Below are 23,538 nucleotides of genomic sequence, written 5' to 3'. Positions count from 1 at the left end.
GGTTAGAATTACCCGACGTTTACCGGTATATTATTATTTCATGGCTCATCAAGATTACGTTTCCCGCGCACAAAACAAAAAGAAAAGTCCCTATAAAGGCAAGGTAGCGCCTAAACCAACCTTCACCTTAAAATTTAAGCTTTTACTCTTTTTAGTCATGTTATTGATCGGTGGTTTTATTTATGGATTATGGTCAATAAAAGACAATAAACCGCAAATCTCTCCCGTGAAAATAGTAAAAGAAGCCCCACAAGCTGTAAAAGAAAAAGCATTACCCGCTCCACCAAAAGAGATATGGGCATATGTTGACAACCTAAAGAGTAAAGAAGTTGAAGTGGGTAAATATGAAGTTAAGGATAAAGGACCGTATAAGATGCAGTGCGCGTCGTTTAGAACGATGAGACAAGCCGAAGTATTAAAAGCCAATATTGCCTTTACTGGCTTAACGGCTCAAATAAGTGAATCTAAAGGTAAAAACGGAATTTATTACAAAGTGTTTTTAGGTCCTTATGAGCGTAAACGTGAAGCAGAAAAAGACAAACATAAGCTAAAAAGTAATAATGTTAATGGCTGCCAAATTTGGCTTTGGAAATAAAATCCAACGGATTAGTGAACAATAAGTTAGTCCGATTGACATAATAGACACATTTATCTAGCTCCCTCCTTGAAAAAGTCATAATTAGCCTTATCTATTCTTCATAGATATAAATAAATATTTGAGGTTAATTGTGACAACTATCGTATCCGTAAGACGTAATGGCAAAGTAGCAATTGGTGGTGATGGCCAAGTATCGCTTGGAAATACCGTAATGAAAGGTAATGCTCGCAAAGTTCGTCGTTTATATAACGGCAAGGTCCTTGCTGGTTTTGCTGGCGGCACTGCTGATGCTTTTACTTTATTTGAGCGCTTTGAAAGTAAACTTGAACAACACCAAGGCCATTTAACTAAAGCCGCTGTTGAGCTTGCTAAAGATTGGCGAAGTGACCGCGCCTTAAGAAAATTAGAGGCTTTACTTGCTGTTGCAGACGAAACAGCTTCATTAATCATCACCGGCAATGGCGATGTTATACAACCAGAGAATGACTTAATTGCTATCGGTAGTGGTGGTAACTTTGCACAGTCGGCAGCAACTGCACTGTTAGAGAATACCGAGCTTTCTGCGATTGAAATTGTTGAAAAGTCGTTAAAAATCGCTGGCGACATTTGTGTATTCACCAATCATCAACATACGATTGACGAGTTATAAAGCTCAACTTTCGTCTCGCTTAGTAAGTGTATCAAATAAGTAAAATGCTTAAGGAATTATCATGTCGAATATGACACCACGTGAAATAGTCAGTGAATTAGACAGCCACATTATTGGTCAAAGTGATGCCAAACGTGCTGTAGCCATCGCCTTAAGAAATCGCTGGCGCAGAATGCAGTTAAACGAAGAGTTACGCACCGAAGTTACCCCTAAAAACATTCTAATGATTGGTCCAACGGGGGTTGGTAAAACAGAAATAGCAAGGCGTCTAGCCAAACTTGCCAACGCTCCTTTTATTAAAGTTGAAGCAACTAAATTTACCGAAGTCGGTTATGTTGGTAAAGAAGTCGAAACGATCATTCGTGACTTGGCTGATATGGCAATAAAAATGACCAAAGAGCAAGAAATGGCTCGGGTAAAACATATCGCCGAAGAAGCCGCTGAAGAACGAATTTTAGATATCTTATTGCCACCACCACGAGACGGTTTTGGCGCTGATGGAGCTACGGATAATAGCAGTACTCGTCAAGCTTTTCGCAAAAAGTTTCGTGAAGGTCAACTTGATGATAAAGAAATAGAATTAGATTTAGCTGCCCCACAAATGGGGGTTGAAATAATGGCTCCTCCTGGTATGGAAGAGATGACTTCGCAGCTGCAAAATATGTTTCAGGGCATGTCTAATGAAAAAACCAGCAAGCGTAAATTAAAAATTAAAGATGCTTTTAAAGCGTTGCAAGAAGAAGAAGCCGCCAAAATTGTTAACAATGACGATATCAAAGAAAAGGCTATTTATGCAGTAGAGCAAAATGGCATCGTTTTTATCGATGAAATTGACAAGATTTGTAAGCGTGGTGATAGCTCAGGTCCTGATGTTTCTCGCGAAGGGGTACAAAGAGACTTACTCCCACTGATTGAGGGCTCAACAGTAAGCACTAAGCATGGCATGATTAAAACAGACCATATTTTATTTATTGCTTCAGGCGCATTCCAGATGGCAAAACCATCTGATTTGATCCCTGAATTGCAAGGTCGATTACCAATTCGTGTCGAGTTACAAGCGCTAACTACCCATGATTTTGTTAGAATTTTGACTGAACCAAACGCATCATTAACTGAACAGTATATTGCTTTGTTGGCAACAGAAGGTGTACATGTTTCTTTTAGTGAAGATGGTATTCAGGCAATCGCTAATGCCGCATGGCAAGTTAATGAAAGTACAGAAAACATTGGCGCAAGACGCTTACATACTATGATGGAACGTTTAATCGAAGACCTATCATTTAATGCTGATAAGCGTGCTGGGGAAGTCATTATAATTGATCAAAAATACGTAGATGACACTATTTCTGAATTAGTTAAAAATGAAGATTTAAGCCGTTTTATTCTATAGAAAGAAAAGAGTAGGAAGTTAACTTCCTACTCTTTTAGCCAATATAAGCGCAGGAATTAATGAAAATCATTCAGTTTACGCTTGATCGCAAGCAAAAAAAATTAACCCTTAATTTTGATAGTAACCTTCAACTTATTTTCTCCTTTGAATACCTAAGAGTATTTTCTCCCGTAGAAACGAAAGCTAAAAATGGCGTTAAAATACCAGAAGTGTTTCATAAAAAAGACGTGCTATTAACTGATATTGAACCGCTAGGTAAGCATGGCCACCGCTTAGTATTTGATGACAAGCACGGCGCTATTTTCACTGACCAAACATTCAAAAATCTCTTTGATAATTACGACATTAATTGGCAAAGCTATTGTTCAAGTTTAACCACAAGCCAAAATAGAGAAGCGTCGATTAGTTTTGTTGAAGTGAAATAAAATAGAATAAGTTAACACGAACATTCAAGATGGTTTTTATTTAGCGAATTTTGCCTAGTAATAACTAGACAGAGATAACGTTTTCTCTTGAAAACACCTGTTCGGTATCTTCAAGAGAAAAGTATATTTCTAAACTTTAAACTGACTCACTTCATTATTCAACACTGCCGCTTGCTGAGATAACTCTTCACTCATTTGTGCATTTTGATGAGATATTAGCCCGGCTTGTTCGGCGACGTCTCTTATTTCAACCACATGTTGATTAACTTCAGAAGCGACCGTACTTTGCTCTTGAATGGCTGATGCTATAGCTGTATTCATTTCCATGATGGTTGAAACATCATAGGTTATTTCTTCTAGCATTTTACCCGCTGAGCTTGCTTGGTCTGCGCTGTCTTGGCCTTGTGTTCGGCAAATAGCCATATGAGAAACAATTTCTTTGGTTCGTCCTTGTAATGAACTAATAATCGTTTCAATTTCTTGTGTCGAATCTTGAGTCCGACTGGCTAACGTTCTAACTTCATCAGCAACCACAGCAAAGCCACGCCCTTGTTCACCCGCCCTGGCAGCTTCGATAGCCGCATTTAACGCCAGTAAGTTTGTTTGCTCTGCTATGCCTCGAATAACATCTAATACTGAACCAATAGTATCGCTATCTTTAGCAAGTTCGTGCACTATATTTTCTGACTCTCTTAACTTTTCAGAAAGCTCATCAATTTTCGCAATAGTTTGCTCAACCCCTTCTTTACCACTAATCGCATTATTATTGGTTGCTTCAGCTTTACTCGCAGCGGCATTGGTATTATTAGCAATTTCATCAACGGTCGCAACCATTTGAGTCACCGCGGTAGCGACCATATCCGTTTGTTGAATTTGTGAGTCGACTCCGGCATTAGCAAGGTGAATATTTTTTGATAAACTATCTGTTGCTTCGTGCACAGTATCAACAGAAAGGTTAACGGCCGTAATTAAGTTTCTAAACTTACCCAGCATATTATTAAAAATAGTGGCCATTTCGCCGAGTTCATCATCACTGTGAGTAGATACGGTCAACGATAAATCCTGAGTATCGGCCACTTTTTTCATGGTCTCGTTTAGTTGATTTATGCTTAATAAAATACTTCTACTAACAAAAAAGGCAAAACTGATGGCAATAAGTAATATGCTAAAAAAGACACTGTAGGCAACCAAGTCAACAAATTTGGTGTGCTCAACAACCTCATTTTTACTCAGTAAAACAAGTTTATCTAAAATTTCATCCACTTGATGAACAGCGTTGCGCATATCACCTTTTAAACCTTCTTTAGCGGTGAAACCAAGCCGTTTTTGTCCGGCAACAAAGTCTGTAAATGCTTGTTCATAGAGAGAGATATTATCAATAGCTTGTGATTTAGCATCACTGGATAAATCGCTTACGTTTATGTCTTGAACAAAAGAACTGGCATTATTATTCCAACGGTCGACGTATTTCGCATCAAGACGTAACATAAAGTCTTTCTCATTGCGTCTAAGTTGTAGCATATTGCTCAGCAATTTATAGTCACTATTACCAATCGACTCTTCAACTACATGAACAGCAGATCTTAATGAGCCGTATAGACCGTCGGTTGAAGATAAACCAAGATCTTTTTGTGCATCAACTAAGTCTTTAAAGAACTGTTGATAATCATTTAGCACAGCGCGAAGCTTATTTAATTCAGGAAGGTCTTTGCCTATCGTTTCGTAAGCTTGCTCAAGTGAACCAATATTTCTTATAAGCTCAGCATAATTTTCACTAAACGCCTCAAAATACTTGATATCTTTTCTAGCTAAAAAATCCTTTTCATTACGACGCAACTGTAAAATTTCGGTTTCGATATTGCCAATTTCTCGAGCAATTTTTATATCAGTTTCCAAAGACGACATAGTAAAATTAAGTAAGCCCAACATAAAGACCATTGATAAAACCAAAATACCGGTGTTAGCAATAAGCTTGTGCTTGATTAGCATAAAGGAGATCCTAAAAATATTAATAGATTGATATTTTTAGTATAGGTAGAAAATTAAAATTTGAAACAAATTTATATGTTTTTTTATATGAAATAATAAGATGATAATTATCGGGCAAAGTATTTTTTCAATGCTTCTTCGGGTATAGGTTTACTGATGTAATATCCTTGAACAGCATCACAGCCAATGTTGCGTAATACCCTTAGTTGTTCTTCGGTTTCAACTCCCTCGGCTAAAACACGCTTACCTAAACCATGAGAAAGCTCAACCATAGATTTAACAATCGTTAAATCTGAATCATTACTTGCGACTTCTTCAATAAAACTTCGATCAATTTTAATTTTGTCGATCGGCAGTTTACGCAGGTATGCCAATGAGGAATACCCTGTACCAAAATCATCAATTGAAACTTTTATGCCCATATTTTGCAAAATAACAATGGTATTCATTGCTGTTGCGATTTCAGTCATCACAACATTTTCGGTAATTTCTAAATCTAAACATCTTGGTGTAATTTGATATTTAAAAAGTAAGGCTTGGATATTTTCAATCAATTTTGGATCTTGAAATTCAACGGCGGTAATATTAACCGCTATGGTCACTCGTCGATGATATTCTTTTTGCAAACGTGCAATAGTTTGGCATGCTCGTTCAAGCACATAACTGTCTAGCTCACTAAGCAGGTTAAGCGATTCAATATCAGGTAAAAAACTTGCGGGTTGTAATAAACCACGTTCTTGGTGTTGCCAGCGAACAAGCGCTTCGAAGCCTTCTATACGATTATTTAATAAGTTAAGCTGTGGTTGAAAATAGAGTACAAATTCATTGTTTTCAAAACCATCGCGAATTTCTTTTTCCATGGCAAGTAATCTTCGACCATGCGATTGCATTCCCGTTTTATATTTGACCGTCGCCACATTTTGACTTTCAGCTTGCGCTAAGGCTAAATTAGCTTTCTGCAATAAATCTTCAGCTAATAGCCCATCCCCAGGATATAAACAATAACCAACAGAGCATTGTAATAATACTTTATGTTGTTTGATGTGGTACGCCCGACTTATTAAGCCGTGTAAATGTTCTATTGCAGCCGCTTGTTGCTTTTCGTCAACACCATCAATAATAAAAGTAAAAGAATCACCACTTAATCGTCCAACCACCTGGGGTAAAAATATACTTTCATCAAGTCTACGCGCTATTTCACCCAAAATAGCATCCCCAACCTTAAGCCCGTATGTATCATTGACAAATTTAAAGCCTTTAATATCTAGTAAAAAAACCGCTAAATTTTGTTGATTACAGGCGGTTTTTTCGATGATTAAAGGCAGTTTTTCCATGACTTGTTGTCGGTTTAACGCCCCGGTTAATGAATCGTGCTTACCTAAATATTGAGCCTTATTCATCGCAGAGGTCGCAATACTTCGCTCTGCCCCTTGCATCCAAATAAGCATAGTAAATGCTAATAAAGTAAAGGCACCCAAATCAAAATAAATCAGTACTTCTGCTAATGGTCTAAACCAATACTCATTGATAAGTACAATAGAAAGAAAAGAAAATAAAACGTACCTGCCCCCCATAATAAGACTATAAATAATAAGAATATGTGCCGAAAAATATTTTTTTGGCAAGTTATATAGATAAAAAGCCGTTAGCAATAAACTGCAGCCCATCACAAATGCAGGTAAACTCTCTCGCAGGTAAAAGCGGTTATAAACCTCGTTAACCTCAAATCCATAGAGTAACGTTGCCGTTAGTGCGAACAAAGCACTGAGTATAAAGCTGCTATTGGTGATTTTTTTAGAAATATTTTTTTTTGAAACTGCGCTATATATTCCGAGTAAAAGTGCGCAGAGATGAAAATAAAAACTAACTTGAATAACTACTGTAAGAAGAACTTTCTCTAAGGCGATAACACTGAGGTCGGTAAGTTGGGTTTCAATGGCAAGGCAAAGTTGATGGGCACTTAAAGAAAATAGGCTCACCGTCCAGTAGCTAACATACTGTCGACCTATCCCCCGATAATACAGCAAAAAAAATGTAGCAAGTAAGCCAAAAACTACGGCTTCAACAGAAAATAATAGACCGTGATAAAAGTCTTTCTCACCTACCATGTTATATTCTCTATTAAGTTGCGGGCGACCATTAAATATTCTTTTGCTTAGCAATACAAGACAGTCGCTATTATTATTTGCTGATTATACGGTTATTTGCCATTGAATATATTTCACACAACGTTTGTACATCGAGCTATACTAACAGCCAATCGATTAAATTTTTTCACACTTTATGTTTACTGTTGCCGTGAGCAAAAATTTAGTAGCATAGGTATAAGCATTCAATCATAGCATTAAGGAAAAATCATGGAATACAACACCTCAGAGCTTTGTAATATTTATGCCGACCTAATTGATGTTGTTGATCCTATCTTTTGTAATTATGGCGGGCGCAGCTCTTTTGGTGGTCAAGTTGTTACCATTAAGTGCTTTGAAAATAATGGCTTAATAGCACAAATTGTAGCGACAGATGGACGAGGAAAAGTACTTGTTATTGATGGTGGTGGCTCAACACGTAGGGCACTGATTGATTTTAACATTGCTGAACAGGCCGCTAACAATGCTTGGGAAGGAATTGTTTGCTATGGAAGTGTCCGCGACGTAGATGCAATAGAAGAACTCGACTTAGGTATTCAAGGCTTAGTCTCTATTCCTGTCGGTGCTAGCGACCAAGATATTGGCGAAAGTGATTTAGCAATAAACTTTGCTGGGGTAACATTTCTCCCTGAAGACCACATTTATGCTGACAATACTGGTATTATTTTGTCACCAGAGCCGTTAGACATTGAATAAATCATCTAGACTTTATATTCAGTAAGTTACGCCCACTGACTTAAATTGGGCTCACTTAGCTGGCTCACTATGTGGATATTGTTCGAGCCAACGTCGCGTCCAAATTTCAATTTCATCAAAAACAACCCCACGACTTAAATATCTACCCTGAGCATATTCACCACCCATTGATATAAATGCTTGTTCAATATTACTGTTATTAATTGAGGTGCCAATAAGGGGGAGTTTCATTGCCCGGGTTAAATTGATTAGCGCATTAATAATGGCCTTATCGGAGCTACCACTCTCAATATTATTATCACTATTACCCAGCAAGCCACAATTAATTTTTACTTGATGGATACTCAGCTTTCGTAAGTATCGTAATGATTCATAGCTGCCTGAAAAATCCCCTATCGCGATCTTTATATTTAAAGATTTCAGCTGATCAATGATCGCTTTTGCTCTTTGGCTAGCAGATAAAATTAGCGCTTCTTTAAACTCGATAATTAAAGAATTTGTATTAATACTATATTCTTTAGCTTGCAAAACAATGTAGTCAATTAATGCCGGTTCAAGTAACTCTTTACTAGCAAAGGTAATGGTTACTGGCTTTTCAAAACCTACCTTTTGTAATTGAGCAATGGCCTTACATGCTTCAACAATCATCTGCTTTGTTAATAGATAGATATCGCCACTATGCTCGGCAATATCGACAAATTGGTTGAGTACACGCGGTGCTTTATCATCGCAATACCAATGCACCTCCATGTGAAAGCCTACTACTTTTTTATTTGCTAGACCTATTTGTGGTTGTAAATACCAATGTAATTTTTCATCGGCTATATCTTGTTTTAATTGTTCCATACGCTGTAATTGTTGTTCGGTATAGAGTGCACTATTGTGGTCAAAGTAACTGACAACTTGTTGAGTTTGTTCTGAAACGAGTAAGGCATCTTCAGCAAATGAAATAACCTCACTGACACTATGACTGTATTCACCCATATAAGCAGCACCAAAAGCCAATTCGAAATTGAGAGAAAAACTTTTAAAACTCATTGCACTGGGCACAGCAGCCATAAGCTCACGGCAAAGCTGATCAACTTTAGTATGGTCAGGATAGTTGTCAGTACTCAAATCTAGCACGACTAAAAAGTGTAACCCTTGTAGCCGAGCAATTTTTATCGGTGATTGTTCATCTGAAAAGTTAACTAATAAAATATTTTCAGCGACTTTTTTCTGTAAACAATACGCTAATTGTAATAATAAAATATCAGAATTATGGTGACCTAAAACGGTGTTAACCGCTTGAAAGTTTACCGGCTTAAAAACAATACTCACAAAGCGACTTTTAGGCTGCTGCTTTATAACATTGTCAAGTTTTTCCAAGGCTTGCTGATAACAGGGTAAATTTGTTGCTGGGTCTAACAAATATGCTGTTGATATTTTTTGACGAATATCATCGCTATTATTAAGTTCGACGTGAATGGCTTGCACTAAATACCAACAACCATTGACCAAAGCGGCTAGATAAGAAATAACGATTGCCGACACTAACCAAACAACACTGATAAAAGCATTTAACCACGCGAAAAGAATAACTACGAAACAAAGATGTATAAACCACTGTGCCGTTAATCTCACACTACTAGGCTCTTTAATTTTTTTTGATGAAAGCACCGTAACGCCAGCACATGCAAGCACCAGTAAACTTGCCGCCAGCCAGGCTAAATAACCATCAATATCGGGTAAAAACCATAAACTAAAAACAAAAGATACCGCTGTTGCGACAACAATAAAATTGATTAAATAATTTACTTTTTCTGCCGGTTGAGAATAAGTGCTTCGTAGCCAAAAAAATAACACCGAAGAAAAAATCATGGCTGATGAAAGTATCAATTCACTTTGATAGCTTTTTGGATAAGCCAAGGCATAAAGCATCAATAAAACACTCAGAGAAATCAGTAAGGGGTAACGAAGACGAATGTTTTTTAAGGGCTTAACTAAGGCGATAATTAATATAACAGGAAACATTAACCCCAAAACAAAGGCAATATTAAATTCAGTAAAAGAAAAAGAGGCGGCTTGTGCCGTACTCGAAAATAAAAACAAGCTTAACACTACCATCAAAAAACCAGTGAGTGATAAGCGCGTCGAGCGAAAGTGTTTCATATAAAGCCTTTTACCTAATGACAACAAACCTATACGATTGATGAGTTTAACTAGGAAATTAGATCAATTATTGCAATGCCAAACGGGGTTTATAGCTAAACACCATTAGACGAACCTGCGTATTGAAGTAGAACGGATATATATTAAGACTAAGCAATATAGTGAAGTTTGTATAGGGTGTTTTTAACTAGGCTTATCGCAGAAAAAATTATCGCCTGAATATAAGCCCATTTAATAAAATTAAATGGCTTTATTACCCGCTACAAATAATTCACTCAGTGGGTTTATGCCAAATTGATAACAAAGTTCCGCTGGTTGCTCTATATTCCACAAGGCAATATCTGCATCAAAGCCAAGCGCAAGCTGACCTTTATTAGCTAAACCGATTGCTTTAGCACCATAACAAGTAACACCAGCTAGTGCTTCTGCCGGTGTTAATCGAAAGAATGTGCATGCCATATTAAGCATCAGTTGAATATTATGAATGGGTGAGGAACCGGGGTTTGCATCGGTAGCAATCGCCATTGGCACTTGATACTTGCGTAATAATTCCATTGGCGGTAATTGTGTTTCACGAAGAAAATAAAAGGCTCCGGGTAACAGTACTGCAGTCATGTCTGCATCTTTCATGGCTTTAATACCGGTTTCATCTAAAAATTCGATATGATCAGATGAAAGCGCATTATATTTTGCCGCTAATGCGGTAGCGCCTAAATTTGATAATTGCTCAGCGTGAACTTTTATCGGTAGATGATGCTTTTGAGCCGCAGCAAAGACACGTTCTGTTTGTACTAAACTAAAACCAATACTTTCGCAAAAAACATCAACCGCATCGGCTAGTTTACCTTCGGCAATAATGGGTATCATTTCATCACAGACTAAGTCGACATATTCATCGGGATTATCTTTGTATTCAACAGGTAAAGCATGAGCGCCAAGGAAAGTCCGCTTAATAGTAACAGGCAGTTTTTCAGCTAACTGCCCTGCTACTTTAAGCATTTTAATTTCGTTCTCTGTATCAAGACCATAACCCGATTTAATTTCAATACTGGTCACACCTTGTTGATGTAATGCAGTTAACCTGGGTAAGGCACTGGCTAATAATTCACTTTCACTGGCTTTGCGTGTGGCAGATACTGTTGAGACTATGCCTCCGCCGGCATTAGCAATTTCTTGATAACTTTTCCCGAGTAAGCGCATTTCAAATTCATTGGCTCGGTTACCGCCATAAACGATATGAGTATGACAATCAACGAGTCCGGGCGTTAACCATTTGCCATTTCCATCAATAACCCGTACTGATTTTTCATCATATGGGGGTAAAGAAGTTTCAGCGCCTAACCAAGCAATTTTACTTCCACTTATTGCTAAAGCACCATTTTCAATCGCACCATAGCTGTTAGCGCCATCAGTCATAGTCGCTAGATTTACATTAATGAAGAGAGTGTGCCAAGCAGAAGAATTAATCGTCATAATAGATCCAAAAGGTGATTTTAACGCTAAACTTTTAACCAGCGTTTATATCAAAAGGTGGCGGCATTATAAGCGTAGTGTTTGATTGCTAATAACGCTACTTTACGCGATAGAGAATAGACAAGCAAGCTTGTATATACAACTATTGACATCAGCACTAATAAATGAGATTGTATATACAAGTTATAGCGTTAAGACGACAACAGTCTTATAAACAATAAACCTAGCGAATTAACATGACTAAAGTAAAAACAGCAAAATTTACCGTAATAAAGCAGCATATTTGCCAAAAAATTGAATCTGGCGAATGGCAACAACATGCAAAAGTCCCTTCTGAAAATGAACTCGCGGATCAATTTTCAGTAAGTCGTATGACAGCAAGACGTGCTTTACAAGAACTTACCGAGCAAGGACTATTGATTCGTTCGCAAGGCTCAGGCACTTTTGTTGCAACGTTTAAGTCACAGTCTTCGTTATTAGAAATTCGTAATATCGCTGATGAAATTCAAGAGCGAGGTCATCGACATCACGCTAAACAGCTGATCTTAAAAGCGGTTGCTGTTAACGAAGAAATCGCTATTTTACTTAACTTAAAAACTAATTCAATTAATAGCGTGTCAGTTTTTTATTCTGAAGTACTGCATTTTGAAAATGATCAACCGATTCAACTCGAACAACGTTTTGTTAATAGCGACTTAGTAAAAAATTATTTACAGCAAGACTTCACGCAAATAACGCCTCACGAATATTTATCAAGTGAAGCACCATTAACAGAAGCAACACACGAAATAGAAGCTGTATTAGCAGAAGCCTATATTTGCCAATTACTTCATATAGAAGAATCAATGCCTTGTTTACAAGTGAAACGTCGTACTTGGTCAAGTAAAGGGGTGGTCAGTTTAGCGACCTTAACCTCTCCGGGTAATAAGTATCGTTTAGGCAGTCACTTAAAATTCTAAAGAAATAATCATCCTTTTTACAACCCATAGTTAGGAAAATATCATGACTATCGAAAATACCTCAATAGACCCAAGATTAGATACAAGCCGAGTTATCAGAGCCGATCGTGGTAATAAAATTACCGCAAAAAGTTGGTTAACCGAAGCGGCTAAACGCATGTTAATGAATAACCTTGACCCTGAAGTTGCTGAACACCCGCAATCATTAGTGGTCTACGGCGGGATCGGCCGTGCCGCACGCAACTGGGCTTGCTATGACAAAATTATTGAAGTATTAAATCGTTTAGAAGATGACGAAACCTTAATGGTGCAATCAGGCAAGCCGGTTGGTGTATTTAAAACCCACTCAAATGCGCCACGTGTTTTAATTGCTAACTCAAACCTAGTGCCAAACTGGGGTAATTGGGAACACTTCAACGAGCTCGATAAAAAAGGCTTGATGATGTATGGCCAAATGACTGCGGGCTCGTGGATTTACATTGGTTCACAAGGTATTGTGCAAGGTACTTATGAAACCTTTGTCGCGATGGCTAAGCAACACTTTGGCGGAAGCGCTAAAGGTAAGTGGGTACTTACTGGTGGGTTAGGCGGTATGGGCGGTGCACAACCTCTCGCAGCAACTATGGCTGGTTTCTCAGCATTAGTGGTTGAATGTGATGAAACCCGAATCGACTTTCGTATCAAAACTCGTTATGTAGACAAAAAAGCAAAAACGCTAGATGAAGCTTTAGTCATGATCAACGAAGCATGTGCTAGAGGTGAAGCGATATCTGTTGGTTTATTAGGTAACGCCGCTGACGTTTTTCCTGAATTAGTAAAGCGTGGTATCACACCCGATGTAACCACAGATCAAACATCAGCACATGATCCATTAAATGGCTACCTTCCACAAGGTTGGACCATGGAATACGCAGCAGAGATGCGCTTAAAAGACGAAGCTTTTGTAGTAAAAGCGGCGAAAAAATCAATGGCGATACAAGTACAAGCCATGCTCGACTTACAAGCGGCAGGTTCTGCAACAACAGATTATGGCAACAACATTCGTCAAATGGCTTTAGATGAAGGGGTTAAAAATGCTTTTGACTTCCCCGGTTTTGTACCTGCATATGTTCGTCCCTTATTTTGTGAGGGCATAGGTCCTTTCCGCTGGGTAGCATTGTCTGGCGATCCAGAAGATATCTATAAAACCGATGCAAAAGTTAAAGAATTGATCCCCAATAATCCTCATTTACACAATTGGTTGGATATGGCTCGTGAGCGTATCGACTTTCAAGGTCTACCAGCACGTATTTGTTGGGTTGGTTTAAAAGACCGTGCGCGTTTAGCGTTAGCCTTTAACGAAATGGTTAAAACTGGCGAATTATCTGCCCCCGTTGTTATCGGTCGAGATCACTTAGATTCAGGTTCAGTGGCTTCACCAAATCGAGAAACTGAAAGTATGTTAGATGGCTCAGATGCTGTTTCTGATTGGCCATTACTTAATGCCCTACTTTCAACGTCTGGTGGTGCTACTTGGGTAAGCATACATCACGGAGGTGGTGTTGGTATGGGCTTTAGCCAACATTCAGGTGTGGTTATTGTTGCTGACGGAACTGACGAAGCAGCACAGCGTATTGGCCGCGTTTTATGGAACGACCCTGCGACAGGTGTTATGCGTCATGCCGATGCGGGTTACGATATAGCCGTTGATTGTGCAATAGAGCAAGGCCTTGATTTACCTATGATTGAAGGCGCTAACGGTAAGTAACTTTTTCTTCGTGGCTGACGTAATGACTTAATGCAGCCACATTAAAGAAAACTCATTTAACGAATTAATTAGAATTAACGAGAAATACATGTCAGATATAAGCACATTAAACATTATTCCAGGGCAATTAACCCTAGCGCAATTACGCAACGTCGTTAAATACGAAGGTATTCAATATAGCCTTGACGAGAGTGCCTTTGATGCGATTCATCAAAGTGCTGAAGCGGTACAACAAGTTATCCGTGAAAACCGTGTCGTTTATGGTATTAATACCGGCTTTGGCTTATTAGCCAGCACACGCATAAAGACAGAAGAGCTAGAATTATTACAACGCTCTATCGTACTTTCTCACTCAGCGGGTTTTGGCGAATATATGGAAGATGCCACTGTACGCTTAATGATGGTATTAAAAATCAATTCATTGTCACGTGGCTTTTCAGGTATACGTTTAAAAGTCATCCAAGCCTTAATCACTCTGCTTAATGCTGAAGTCTATCCTTGTGTACCCAAAAAAGGTTCAGTTGGCGCATCCGGCGATTTAGCGCCACTTTCACATATGGTTTTACCTTTACTAGGTGAAGGTGAAATGTCGCATGACGGTGAAGTCATTACTGCCCTTGAAGGTTTAAAAATTGCAGGTCTTGAACCGGTAACACTTGCCGCAAAAGAAGGTTTAGCGCTACTTAACGGTACACAAGCATCTACGGCTTTTTCTTTGGAAGGTTTATTTCACGCTGAAGATTTATTTGCTGCTGCTGTGGTTATTGGCTCAATGTCTGTTGAAGCAGCTTTAGGTTCACGTGCCCCTTTTGACGATCGCGTTCACCAAGTACGTGGGCAAATAGGCCAAATAGATGCAGCAACCGCTTACCGTTATGTTTTAGATACAAACTCTGAAATTGGTGGCTCTCATGTTGATTGTGAAAAAGTACAAGACCCTTATTCATTACGTTGTCAGCCACAAGTGATGGGGGCATGTTTAACACAAATTCGTCAGGCTGCTGAAGTGCTTCATATCGAAGCCAATGGAGTAACGGATAATCCACTGGTTTTTGCAAATGAAGGTGATTTTATCTCGGCAGGTAATTTCCACGCTGAACCTGTCGCTATGGCTGCTGATAATTTAGCCCTCGCCATTGCCGAAATAGGTTCGTTGTCGGAACGTAGAATGGCACTATTGATTGATGCAAACTTAAGTAAACTCCCTCCATTTCTTGTAGATAACGGCGGTGTTAACTCAGGTTTTATGATAGCTCAGGTGACCTCAGCAGCTTTAGCATCAGAAAATAAATCGTTAGCTCACCCTGCTTCGGTTGACAGTTTACCAACATCGGCTAACCAAGAAGATCATGTATCGATGGCTTGCTTTGCTGGTCGTCGTTTAGCTGATATGGCAGAAAATACCAATGGTGTCTTGGCCGTAGAGTATTTAGCCGCCGCGCAAGGTTTAGACTTTAGAGCTCCTCTTAAAGGTGCTGAAAAAGTTGAATTAGCCAAAGCTATTTTACGTCAAGAAGTAAGCTTTTATGATAAAGATAGATACTTTGCACCCGATATTGCAGAAGCCTCAGATATTATTGCTGATGGTGAATTAAATCAATTAATACCCGCTGGTATACTACCAAGCTTCTAGTATTTAATAAAAATATTAAATAATAAAGCCCGTTAATGAAAGTTAACGGGCTTTATATGTTCAGGATGAACGGTATGCTGTGATCACATGGATGTAAAAAGTAAAGCAACGTATATTTCTGCTAGGTACGCGCATTCACCTTATTAATACTTTCCTGTATATCAATTTTTGAAACAATAATATCAGAGCCAGACTAACTTAAGGGAGTTACCTGATAACCTAGACTTAACTAGTAAATATAATTCAACAACAAACTTGACATAATATGTCATACTTGCTAACTTTATTTTTACAGAAGTGATCATAAATTTTACCTCTTCATAATAATATAACAACAGTATCTATATTTTTTTAACCTGTTAATCTATTAAAGCATTAATGACAAGGAGTTAGCGGTGGAGTACATACTTTTATTTGAAACGTGGATTGTTCTAGCCATATTATTTGCTTGCGCAGAAATTTTTGTTCCCGGTGGTATCCTCTTAAATTTAGGTATTGCCTCATTATTAGTCGCTATTGGTGTACAACAACAATTACTCGATACTTGGACTCTGACTTTAACGACTTGGTTTATTCTTGCTTCATTTCTACTATTTGTACTTTATTTTGTCACTGAGCGGTTTTTCAGTGGTGAATATACCGTTGAAAATATTTATGAAGAACTAGACATTTATGGTAAAGAAGTAACGGTTATAGAAAAAATTGGACCAGGGACTCATGCTGGTCGTGTAGAATTTCAAGGCACTACTTGGACCGCGCTGAGCGACGGTTCAGAGTTACCCAAAGGTAGTCACGCCACTATTGTTTGTAAAGAAAATATCTCTCTGGTTGTTGAACCGATAAAGTAACAACAACAAAACTATCATTCTAACTAAAAATATGGGAGCAACCTATGCTAGCCACACTCACCTTTGTCTTTCTTGGATTACTGTTTATCGTTGTCAAACTGGTCCTTATTGTGCCAATGAAAGAAGTTTGTATTATCGAACGTTTAGGTAAATTTCGCGCAATAATGCAACCTGGATTACATTTTCTTATTCCTTTTATTGACCGCGTCGCTTACCGTCATGAAACAAGAGAACAGGTCTTAGACATCCCTTCTCAAAGCTGTATATCTCGCGATAATATTCAAATTGAAGTCGACGGCTTAGTTTATATTCAAGTTATGGACGGTGCCAAAGCCAGCTATGGTATAGAAGATTACCGCCGGGCTTGTGTGAATTTAGCGCAAACCACTATGCGTAGTGAAATTGGCAAGTTAAAACTCGGACAAACGTTTTCAGAACGAGACACCCTTAACGAAACGATTGTCCGTGAAATAGACAAAGCATCAGATCCTTGGGGCATCAAAATGTTGCGTTACGAAGTTAGGAATATCACCCCTTCTGCTAATGTCATTCATACCCTTGAAAAACAGATGGAAGCCGAACGAAAAAAACGTGCTGAAATTACTTTAGCTGAAGCTGACAAAGAATCGACAATAAATTTATCAGAAGGTGAGCGCCAAGAAGCCATTAATATTTCAGAGGGTGATAAACAACGACAAATTAATGAAGCACATGGTTTTGCAAAAGAAATTGAAATACTAACGCAAGCCACCGCAGAGGGCATGAACATGATTGCCAAAGCGTCAATGACTCCGGGTGGCGACAAAGCGATAAAAATGCGTTTACTAGAGCAATTCATTAAACAAACTGGGTCTATTTTAAAAACTGCAGATGTCTCAATTATGCCCGCTGAAATGGCGAAATTAGAAGGCTTTTTCGAAGGCATGGACAAAGTAACGCAAACCGTTCAAGGAGCAAAATAATGATCCAGCAAACTATAAGTAATATGAGTGGCAGTAACCTTGATATCGTGGTGCTGGCTATCTGGGGCGCTATATTTCTCTTTCTAGCCTACAAATTCGTACAAGCTATTTGCTTAGTACCAACAAAGTCTGCCTATGTCGTTGAACGTTTAGGCAAGTACCGCTGTACCTTAGAAGCAGGCTTTCATCTTTTATTGCCATTTATTGACCGTGTGGCTTTTATTCAAGATTTAAAAGAAGAAACAATCGACGTACCACCACAAGAATGTTTTTCAAAAGACGAAGTAAATGTTGAAGTTGATGGCGTTATTTACATCGAAGTCATTGATTCATTAAAAGCAAGCTACGGTATCACTGACTATCGTTTTGCCGCGATGCAATTAGCACAAACCACCACGCGTTCTGTTATTGGTACCTTAGACTTGGACAGAACCTTCGAAGAGCGTGATGTTATCAGTGCTAAAGTGGTAGAAGTATTAGATAAAGCCGGCGAAAGTTGGGGAATACGTGTTCATCGCTATGAGATAAAAAATATAACGCCACCTGATACCGTTAAAAATGCCATGGAGTTAGAAGTTAATGCGGAACGTGAACGCCGGGCAATTCTAGCAAAAAGTTTAGGAGATAAGGCGAGTCGAATTAACCGTTCAGAAGGCTTAATGACTGAAATGATCAATATTTCAGAAGGTGAAAAACAACGTCGTATAAATTCTGCAGAAGGTAAAGCTGCACAAATAATTGCTATTGCGCAGGCAACGGGGGATTCAATCACTAAAATAGCGATTGCCATTGAGCAACCGGGTGGGCAACAAGCACTTGATTTACAATTAACCGAGCAGTACCTTCAGCAAATGCAAGGCTTAAGCCAGGCAAACAGAAAAGTTATTTTACCGGCAAACTTGCTTGATTTTAACCAGTGGTTAGCCGTATCAGGTATTAAATAACAGCTAAGCTTAAAAATAGTAGAATAAATAAAGCACGTAGTTGACTCGCTTTTTAACTACGTGCTTTGATAGATGAATGGCATTATGTTACTCACTTGAAAATAAAAAAAAGCCAATGAGTAACACCATAACCACTGAGCCCACCACAAAAACATTATTACCCATCGTGAGTTTTTTTTCCGCTAAACCTATTCGTATCTTAGTGATGGCAATATAAATAATGGCCGCAATTAAAGCAGTAATAAAATGAGTCAGTAAGGTGTTCAGTTCGCTATTTTGTTGCCACAAAAACACAACGCCTCGTTTGTTAACAAAAAATAAATTTAATAACGAAATATGCAACCATAAAACAAAAAACAACTGGGTGGCTTTGTTGGTTAACCAAGCTTTAAGCATCTTATAACCCTGCAACCGATTTATATAACCAAACAATTAAATCATCATGAGTAAATTGATAAGTAAAACTATTACGCAGTTTTTCATCATTAATACGTTTACCAAAACGCATTGATGTTTCAAACGAGAACTCTGGCAGCGGCAAATTTAAAGCCTCAGCAGCCGCATGGTAATAATGTTGTTTAGACGTTTCCGTAGCGCTGACCGCGTTATAAATACCCCTAATGTTTTCATCTTTAATGATCTCCATTAAAACACCAACCGCATCGTCCTGATGGATTAGATTGATAAAGGCTTGTGGGTCAGAAAGTAATTTTCTTCCTTGCAAAAACCTACCGGGGTGGCGCTCAGGCCCAACTAATCCGGCCAAGCGCAATATAACTGTTTCGCCTGAAAAGGCCTCTGCTGCTTTTTCGGCGCGAATAAGAGTAGCCACTTTATCAGCATTCATATCTAGCACTGATTGTTCATCAACTAAACCTGACAAACCATTATAGACAGCAGTACTACTTAACAAGACAATTTTTTTTACACGCCCTAGTTCAGCCATTTCAATTAACTGGGCAACTTTTTCAGGGTAATCGCTTCGCCCTTGGCGGATCTGTGGTGTTATAGAAATAATAAGCGTATCGTGACCAAAAACACTTAACACTGTTGATTTAGGATCTTCAACAGGTAAAATCAAAAGCTCTGTATCTATTTGCTCTTTAGCTAGTCTTTGCTTTTTCTCTTCACTTTGTACCGTTACAGTGACGCGATATTCTTCTCTCAATAATTGCTTTGCTAAAGCGTGGCCAAGCCAACCACAACCTATAATCGCAACATTTTTTACCATCGTATTCCCTTAATTTATTAACGATTCTTTTGATGATATTCTTTAATTTTACTGACAACGTCTGTTGAAATAGTATTAGGAACTGGTATAGAAAGATTATACTGTAATATTTTCCAACCATCAGACGTCAACTTAAGCACACCAGATCCCCGACATTCGCCATAGTGACTATTGTCGAGTAACTCGTCAAAAAACGCCAATTGTTCGCTATTATTTACTGATGCAATAAGCGTAATATTTCTTTGACGAGATTTATAGCGCCAACCTTGTCCTTGACTGAAATAAGGAGTAACAAACTCAGTAAATTGTTTTTTTGTCCAGCGCTCTTGACCATCAGTGCCTAAAAATACGGCTTGTTCATCAAGTAAATCAAGATAAATTTTTTGGTCAGCATCGCCAGCAGCTTGATGAAAAGTATCTAGCACTTTATCTATGTCGCTGTTTGCAAATACACTGGCGTTAAAAAGACAGAGGCCTATAAGACAAACTATAATTTTTATCATGGTATCAAATCCTAAATTTGGCTCATTTTGGTAGAACAAAATATAAGCCATTAAAAGTTGCGGCTACCTTTTCTCCACTCATTACCTGAACTTCAACGCAGAGTTTTATTTTCTGCTTGGTCACTAAGTTATCAATATTGCCAGAGCTTAACGAACGTCCTGTTTTTGCAAAAGCTATTCCTGCTATTGGGCTATGATATCTAATCTTGGCATCAGCTAACACTATATTTCCCATAAGATTTTTCTGTTCCATTAACAAATAAACCCAGCCCCATCCCGTTAATGTTGCTAATGTGTAGATACTGCCCGCAAACATAGTATTGTGTAAATTTTTATTAAAAAGCTCATCACAAGTCGTGACTAAATTTTGTTGATCGTAATAACCAACCGTCACTTTCATCGCTTTGCTCATTGGTATAGTGCTATGCCAAGTATTTTGCAGTGCTGTTGATAGTTCATTATAATGAAAATCATCGCTTACCAGCGTTTTTTCCATATTGAAATGCTTAATTTTATTGAATAATAAGTGCGAAAAGCCAATGTTTTTATAAGATTGTTTTTCATAGAAGCTGATCGCTTGTTCTCGCGCTTTCAAAGAGAGCTTAGTGACACCTAAACGACTCGCAAACTGTTCAAGGGCGAGTATTAACTGCTGCCCTAACCCTTTGCCCTGAAAATCATCAGCAACCGCCATATAACGAATTTGCCCTGCTAACAAGCTACAAAAGTGAAGACGGGCAACAGCGATAATATTACCTTTATCATCAAAAATGGCTCGATGAATCGCTTGTTTTTCCAAGTCATCTTTTTCACTTCCTTGTTTTTGTTGTGATGGTTTACGTAATATTGTCCAGCGTAAGTGGTAGTATTGGTCAAATTCTTGCTGGCTTATGGGTGCTCGACACTCAAACATTGGTTATGCTTACCTATAACAATTAAAAAGATTCGTTCGTATACGCTATTATGAAATTAGTTAAAAATATCCAACAGGGTCAATTAAGTTACTACACGCAAAATGATGATTCCATTTCGGTGAGTGAAAACCAACACTATCGTTGGTTAGCTTTTGATAATGTCGTACAAAGCATGATGCTAAAGCGCAAGCCCTCACAGCTCACATTTCCTCATCAAATCAGCTTATTATCACCTTTACTTTTTTTTCGCCCTAAAAAAGTTGTGGAATTTGGCTTAGGTGGTGGTAATTTAGCACGATTTTTATTGCATTATTTACCTGATTTAACCTTACACACCATTGAATATTCACAAGAAGTTATTGAATGTTTCGAACGCTTTTTTAATCCACAAGCTACCAAGGTTAATTTGCATCATTGCTCGGCACTAGATTGGCTTCATCACCATAAAAAAATGAAACCTGATTGGTTTATTTGTGACATTTACCATAAAAATCAATCTATTAACGACTCATTGATTTTAACCAAAAATATCTTAAAAAAAGTGGACGAGCAAGCTGTTTTATCACTTAACTTGCCAAGCCCATCAAACGAAGAAATTAATTATTTTCTCGCCGAGTTAAAAGTACTCGCTCCAACTAAACAGCTAGTGTACTTTCATATTCCTCATTACTTAAATGTTATTATTCATTTACTGCCCTACGATATGTTAAGTCAAGCTGAAGAGAGCTTACTTGCTAACACCGTGCTACCCGCGAGAACATTTAAACGCTGGCGTAAATATTGGCGACATGGCATGCAATAGTTTATTGCGCTTAGCAAGTGAGTGTAAAGGTAACGGGACCATCATTCACTAGTGCTACTTTCATATCAGCACCAAACTCGCCCGTAGGCACGGCAAAACCATGACCACGCAATTGTAAACAGAAATAATTATATAGTGGGATGCTGACTTCTGGTTTAGCTGCAGAAGTAAAGCTTGGACGCATACCTGAACGCGTATCGGCGGCTAGTGTAAATTGTGAAACAACTAAAATTTCTCCGTCAATATCGCTAACATTTAGGTTCATTTTTCCTACTTCGTCTTCAAAGATACGATAACCTGCAATCCGTTGCGCTAATCGTTTCGCTTTAGTTTCGTTGTCGTCAGGCTCAATGGCAAGTAACACTAAAATCCCTCGATCAATTTTCCCTATTACTTGTTGATTAACCGTAACGCTTGCTTGTGAAACTCTTTGAATAACTGCGATCATTTTATTGCTCGGCTAGAAAATTTGCCATAGTATCGCTCGCTCGACAAAATGCATCAATAGTTTGTCGCTCAAAACCACTATGTCCTGCACAAGGCAAAATTTGTAATTGCGCGTTATCCCAAAATTTAGTCAGTGAAAAAGCATTATCAAGCTGACAAACCATGTCGTAACGGCCATGAAGAATAATCGCAGGGATCGCGGTTAGTTTATCAATATTTTCTAAAATGTAATTCTCATTGATAAAACAATCTTGAGTAAAGTAATGACTTGATACCTTTGCCATGCATAGAGCTTGATGGGCGTCATCAACATGCGCCAGACCTATATGGTGATGCTCAAGGGTTGATAACCTTAATTCCCATAATGTCCAAGCTTTACTGGCCGAGATCACCGCAACCTCATTACTTGAATTGAGTACTTGGTGGTAACCTGACAGTGGAGAATGTTGTAGCTCGGCTGGTAAGTGTTCAACAAATTCTTGATAGTACTCTGGGAAAAAGTTTTTTGCCCCCTTCTGACTGTAAAGCCATTGGTATTCAGATCGAGTCCCGAGGAATACACCACGTAAGATAAAAGCTAAGATTTTATCTGAATGAGCGATACCATAGGTTAGTGCTAAAGTTGTTCCCCATGAGCCACCACAAATTAACCACTGTTCAATATTTAGGTGTTGACGAATAACTTCGATATCGTCAATTAAATGAACGGTGGTATTATCTAGTACGGACGGAGAGGGCTTTGAGCGCCCACAACCTCGCTGATCAAATAAAATAATACGATACAGTTCAGGATCAAAATAACGCCGATGGTTCTCGCTTGAACCGCTACCAGGACCACCATGAAGGTATAACACAGGTATTCCTGTTGGGTTACCCGACTGCTCAAGATATATTTGATGCTGCCCCCCAACAGGTAACAACTCTTCAGAATATGTTGCTATTTTAGGATATAAAGACCGTGACATGTATTTACTCTGTTTATTGAGACCATAAATAATATTATGGCGCAAAATATTAAAAACTGTCAGTT

The 23,538-nt window shown here is 38.4% G+C and carries 22 protein-coding genes; 12 read left to right on the top strand and 10 right to left on the bottom strand.

The genetic code is table 11. The features are described 5' to 3' along the window. Positions 1 to 40: 40 nt before the first annotated feature. The 4 genes from H4J70_RS01875 (at position 41) to H4J70_RS01860 (ending at position 3,062) form a co-directional block, all read left to right on the top strand. A complete protein-coding gene (locus H4J70_RS01875) occupies positions 41 to 595 on the top strand; it encodes an SPOR domain-containing protein (protein WP_182229894.1) in 555 nt (184 codons plus the stop codon). 133 nt (positions 596 to 728) lie between these two features. Beyond that, positions 729 to 1,247 carry an ATP-dependent protease subunit HslV gene (gene hslV, locus H4J70_RS01870; RefSeq protein ID WP_070375002.1) on the top strand — a complete coding sequence of 173 codons (519 nt, stop codon included), beginning with the start codon at positions 729 to 731 and terminating at the stop codon, positions 1,245 to 1,247. A 61-nt stretch (positions 1,248 to 1,308) separates the two neighbouring features. Next, a complete protein-coding gene (gene hslU, locus H4J70_RS01865; RefSeq protein WP_070375003.1) occupies positions 1,309 to 2,637 on the top strand; it encodes an HslU--HslV peptidase ATPase subunit in 1,329 nt (442 codons plus the stop codon). Between the two features lie 59 nt (positions 2,638 to 2,696). Beyond that, entirely contained in the window at positions 2,697 to 3,062 is a 366-nt protein-coding gene (locus tag H4J70_RS01860) for a gamma-butyrobetaine hydroxylase-like domain-containing protein (protein WP_182250549.1), read from the top strand. A 129-nt stretch (positions 3,063 to 3,191) separates the two neighbouring features. Here H4J70_RS01860 and H4J70_RS01855 read toward each other — a convergent pair whose 3' ends face one another. Together H4J70_RS01855 and H4J70_RS01850 are read right to left on the bottom strand one after the other, a co-directional pair. After that, positions 3,192 to 5,051, bottom strand: a complete 1,860-nt coding sequence (locus tag H4J70_RS01855; RefSeq protein WP_182222522.1) for a methyl-accepting chemotaxis protein — start codon at positions 5,049 to 5,051, stop codon at positions 3,192 to 3,194. A gap of 107 nt (positions 5,052 to 5,158) precedes the next feature. Beyond that, a complete protein-coding gene (locus tag H4J70_RS01850) occupies positions 5,159 to 7,159 on the bottom strand; it encodes a bifunctional diguanylate cyclase/phosphodiesterase (protein ID WP_182250548.1) in 2,001 nt (666 codons plus the stop codon). A 249-nt stretch (positions 7,160 to 7,408) separates the two neighbouring features. On the opposite strand from H4J70_RS01850, the gene rraA reads away from it, so the two are divergent. Further along, complete coding sequence (rraA, locus tag H4J70_RS01845) at positions 7,409 to 7,894, top strand: ribonuclease E activity regulator RraA (protein ID WP_070375007.1); 486 nt, start codon at positions 7,409 to 7,411, stop codon at positions 7,892 to 7,894. A 51-nt stretch (positions 7,895 to 7,945) separates the two neighbouring features. Here the strand turns inward: rraA and H4J70_RS01840 are convergent, their stop codons facing one another. Together H4J70_RS01840 and hutI are read right to left on the bottom strand one after the other, a co-directional pair. After that, positions 7,946 to 10,045 carry an EAL domain-containing protein gene (locus H4J70_RS01840; RefSeq protein ID WP_182250547.1) on the bottom strand — a complete coding sequence of 700 codons (2,100 nt, stop codon included), beginning with the start codon at positions 10,043 to 10,045 and terminating at the stop codon, positions 7,946 to 7,948. 240 nt (positions 10,046 to 10,285) lie between these two features. Further along, positions 10,286 to 11,518 (bottom strand): imidazolonepropionase, encoded by a 1,233-nt coding sequence (hutI, locus tag H4J70_RS01835; RefSeq protein ID WP_182250546.1) that lies wholly within the window; start codon positions 11,516 to 11,518, stop codon positions 10,286 to 10,288. A gap of 236 nt (positions 11,519 to 11,754) precedes the next feature. On the opposite strand from hutI, the gene hutC reads away from it, so the two are divergent. From hutC to H4J70_RS01805, 6 genes are all read left to right on the top strand, one after another. Continuing rightward, entirely contained in the window at positions 11,755 to 12,477 is a 723-nt protein-coding gene (hutC, locus tag H4J70_RS01830) for a histidine utilization repressor (protein ID WP_182250545.1), read from the top strand. Positions 12,478 to 12,541: 64 nt separating this feature from the next. After that, positions 12,542 to 14,224, top strand: coding sequence for a urocanate hydratase (hutU, locus tag H4J70_RS01825; RefSeq protein ID WP_310740293.1), 1,683 nt, complete (start codon positions 12,542 to 12,544; stop codon positions 14,222 to 14,224). Between the two features lie 88 nt (positions 14,225 to 14,312). After that, on the top strand, positions 14,313 to 15,857 hold the full coding sequence (hutH, locus tag H4J70_RS01820) for a histidine ammonia-lyase (protein ID WP_182214769.1): 1,545 nt from the start codon (positions 14,313 to 14,315) through the stop codon (positions 15,855 to 15,857). Positions 15,858 to 16,252: 395 nt separating this feature from the next. After that, positions 16,253 to 16,705 carry an NfeD family protein gene (locus tag H4J70_RS01815; protein WP_182214770.1) on the top strand — a complete coding sequence of 151 codons (453 nt, stop codon included), beginning with the start codon at positions 16,253 to 16,255 and terminating at the stop codon, positions 16,703 to 16,705. Between the two features lie 44 nt (positions 16,706 to 16,749). After that, the gene (locus tag H4J70_RS01810; protein WP_070375014.1) at positions 16,750 to 17,667 is read left to right on the top strand and encodes a slipin family protein; all 918 of its coding nucleotides are present in this window, start codon (positions 16,750 to 16,752) and stop codon (positions 17,665 to 17,667) included. Further along, the gene (locus H4J70_RS01805) at positions 17,667 to 18,611 is read left to right on the top strand and encodes an SPFH domain-containing protein (RefSeq protein WP_259366409.1); all 945 of its coding nucleotides are present in this window, start codon (positions 17,667 to 17,669) and stop codon (positions 18,609 to 18,611) included. The genes H4J70_RS01810 and H4J70_RS01805 overlap by 1 nt, the downstream gene beginning before the upstream one ends. 87 nt (positions 18,612 to 18,698) lie before the next feature. On the opposite strand, the gene H4J70_RS01800 is transcribed toward H4J70_RS01805, so the two are convergent. Genes H4J70_RS01800 through H4J70_RS01785 form a run of 4 tightly spaced genes read right to left on the bottom strand, consistent with a single transcriptional unit; the run spans position 18,699 to position 21,258 of the window. Next, complete coding sequence (locus H4J70_RS01800; RefSeq protein WP_182214772.1) at positions 18,699 to 19,007, bottom strand: hypothetical protein; 309 nt, start codon at positions 19,005 to 19,007, stop codon at positions 18,699 to 18,701. A gap of 1 nt (position 19,008) precedes the next feature. After that, on the bottom strand, positions 19,009 to 19,842 hold the full coding sequence (locus tag H4J70_RS01795; RefSeq protein ID WP_182250543.1) for an SDR family oxidoreductase: 834 nt from the start codon (positions 19,840 to 19,842) through the stop codon (positions 19,009 to 19,011). Between the two features lie 17 nt (positions 19,843 to 19,859). Further along, complete coding sequence (locus H4J70_RS01790) at positions 19,860 to 20,345, bottom strand: nuclear transport factor 2 family protein (protein ID WP_182222516.1); 486 nt, start codon at positions 20,343 to 20,345, stop codon at positions 19,860 to 19,862. A gap of 22 nt (positions 20,346 to 20,367) precedes the next feature. Continuing rightward, the gene (locus tag H4J70_RS01785; protein ID WP_182250542.1) at positions 20,368 to 21,258 is read right to left on the bottom strand and encodes a bifunctional GNAT family N-acetyltransferase/hotdog fold thioesterase; all 891 of its coding nucleotides are present in this window, start codon (positions 21,256 to 21,258) and stop codon (positions 20,368 to 20,370) included. A 50-nt stretch (positions 21,259 to 21,308) separates the two neighbouring features. Here H4J70_RS01785 and H4J70_RS01780 point away from each other — a divergent pair, with 50 nt between their 5' ends. Further along, the gene (locus tag H4J70_RS01780) at positions 21,309 to 22,061 is read left to right on the top strand and encodes a spermidine synthase (RefSeq protein ID WP_182214779.1); all 753 of its coding nucleotides are present in this window, start codon (positions 21,309 to 21,311) and stop codon (positions 22,059 to 22,061) included. Positions 22,062 to 22,071: 10 nt separating this feature from the next. On the opposite strand, the gene dtd is transcribed toward H4J70_RS01780, so the two are convergent. After that, entirely contained in the window at positions 22,072 to 22,509 is a 438-nt protein-coding gene (gene dtd / locus H4J70_RS01775) for a D-aminoacyl-tRNA deacylase (RefSeq protein ID WP_182176497.1), read from the bottom strand. A 1-nt stretch (position 22,510) separates the two neighbouring features. After that, a complete protein-coding gene (gene pip / locus H4J70_RS01770) occupies positions 22,511 to 23,473 on the bottom strand; it encodes a prolyl aminopeptidase (protein WP_182222512.1) in 963 nt (320 codons plus the stop codon). Positions 23,474 to 23,538: the final 65 nt, after the last annotated feature.

It is taken from the genome of Colwellia sp. BRX8-9 (assembly GCF_014077245.1).
Lineage (GTDB): Bacteria > Pseudomonadota > Gammaproteobacteria > Enterobacterales > Alteromonadaceae > Colwellia_A.
This window is presented reverse-complemented; position numbering and strand designations above follow the sequence as displayed.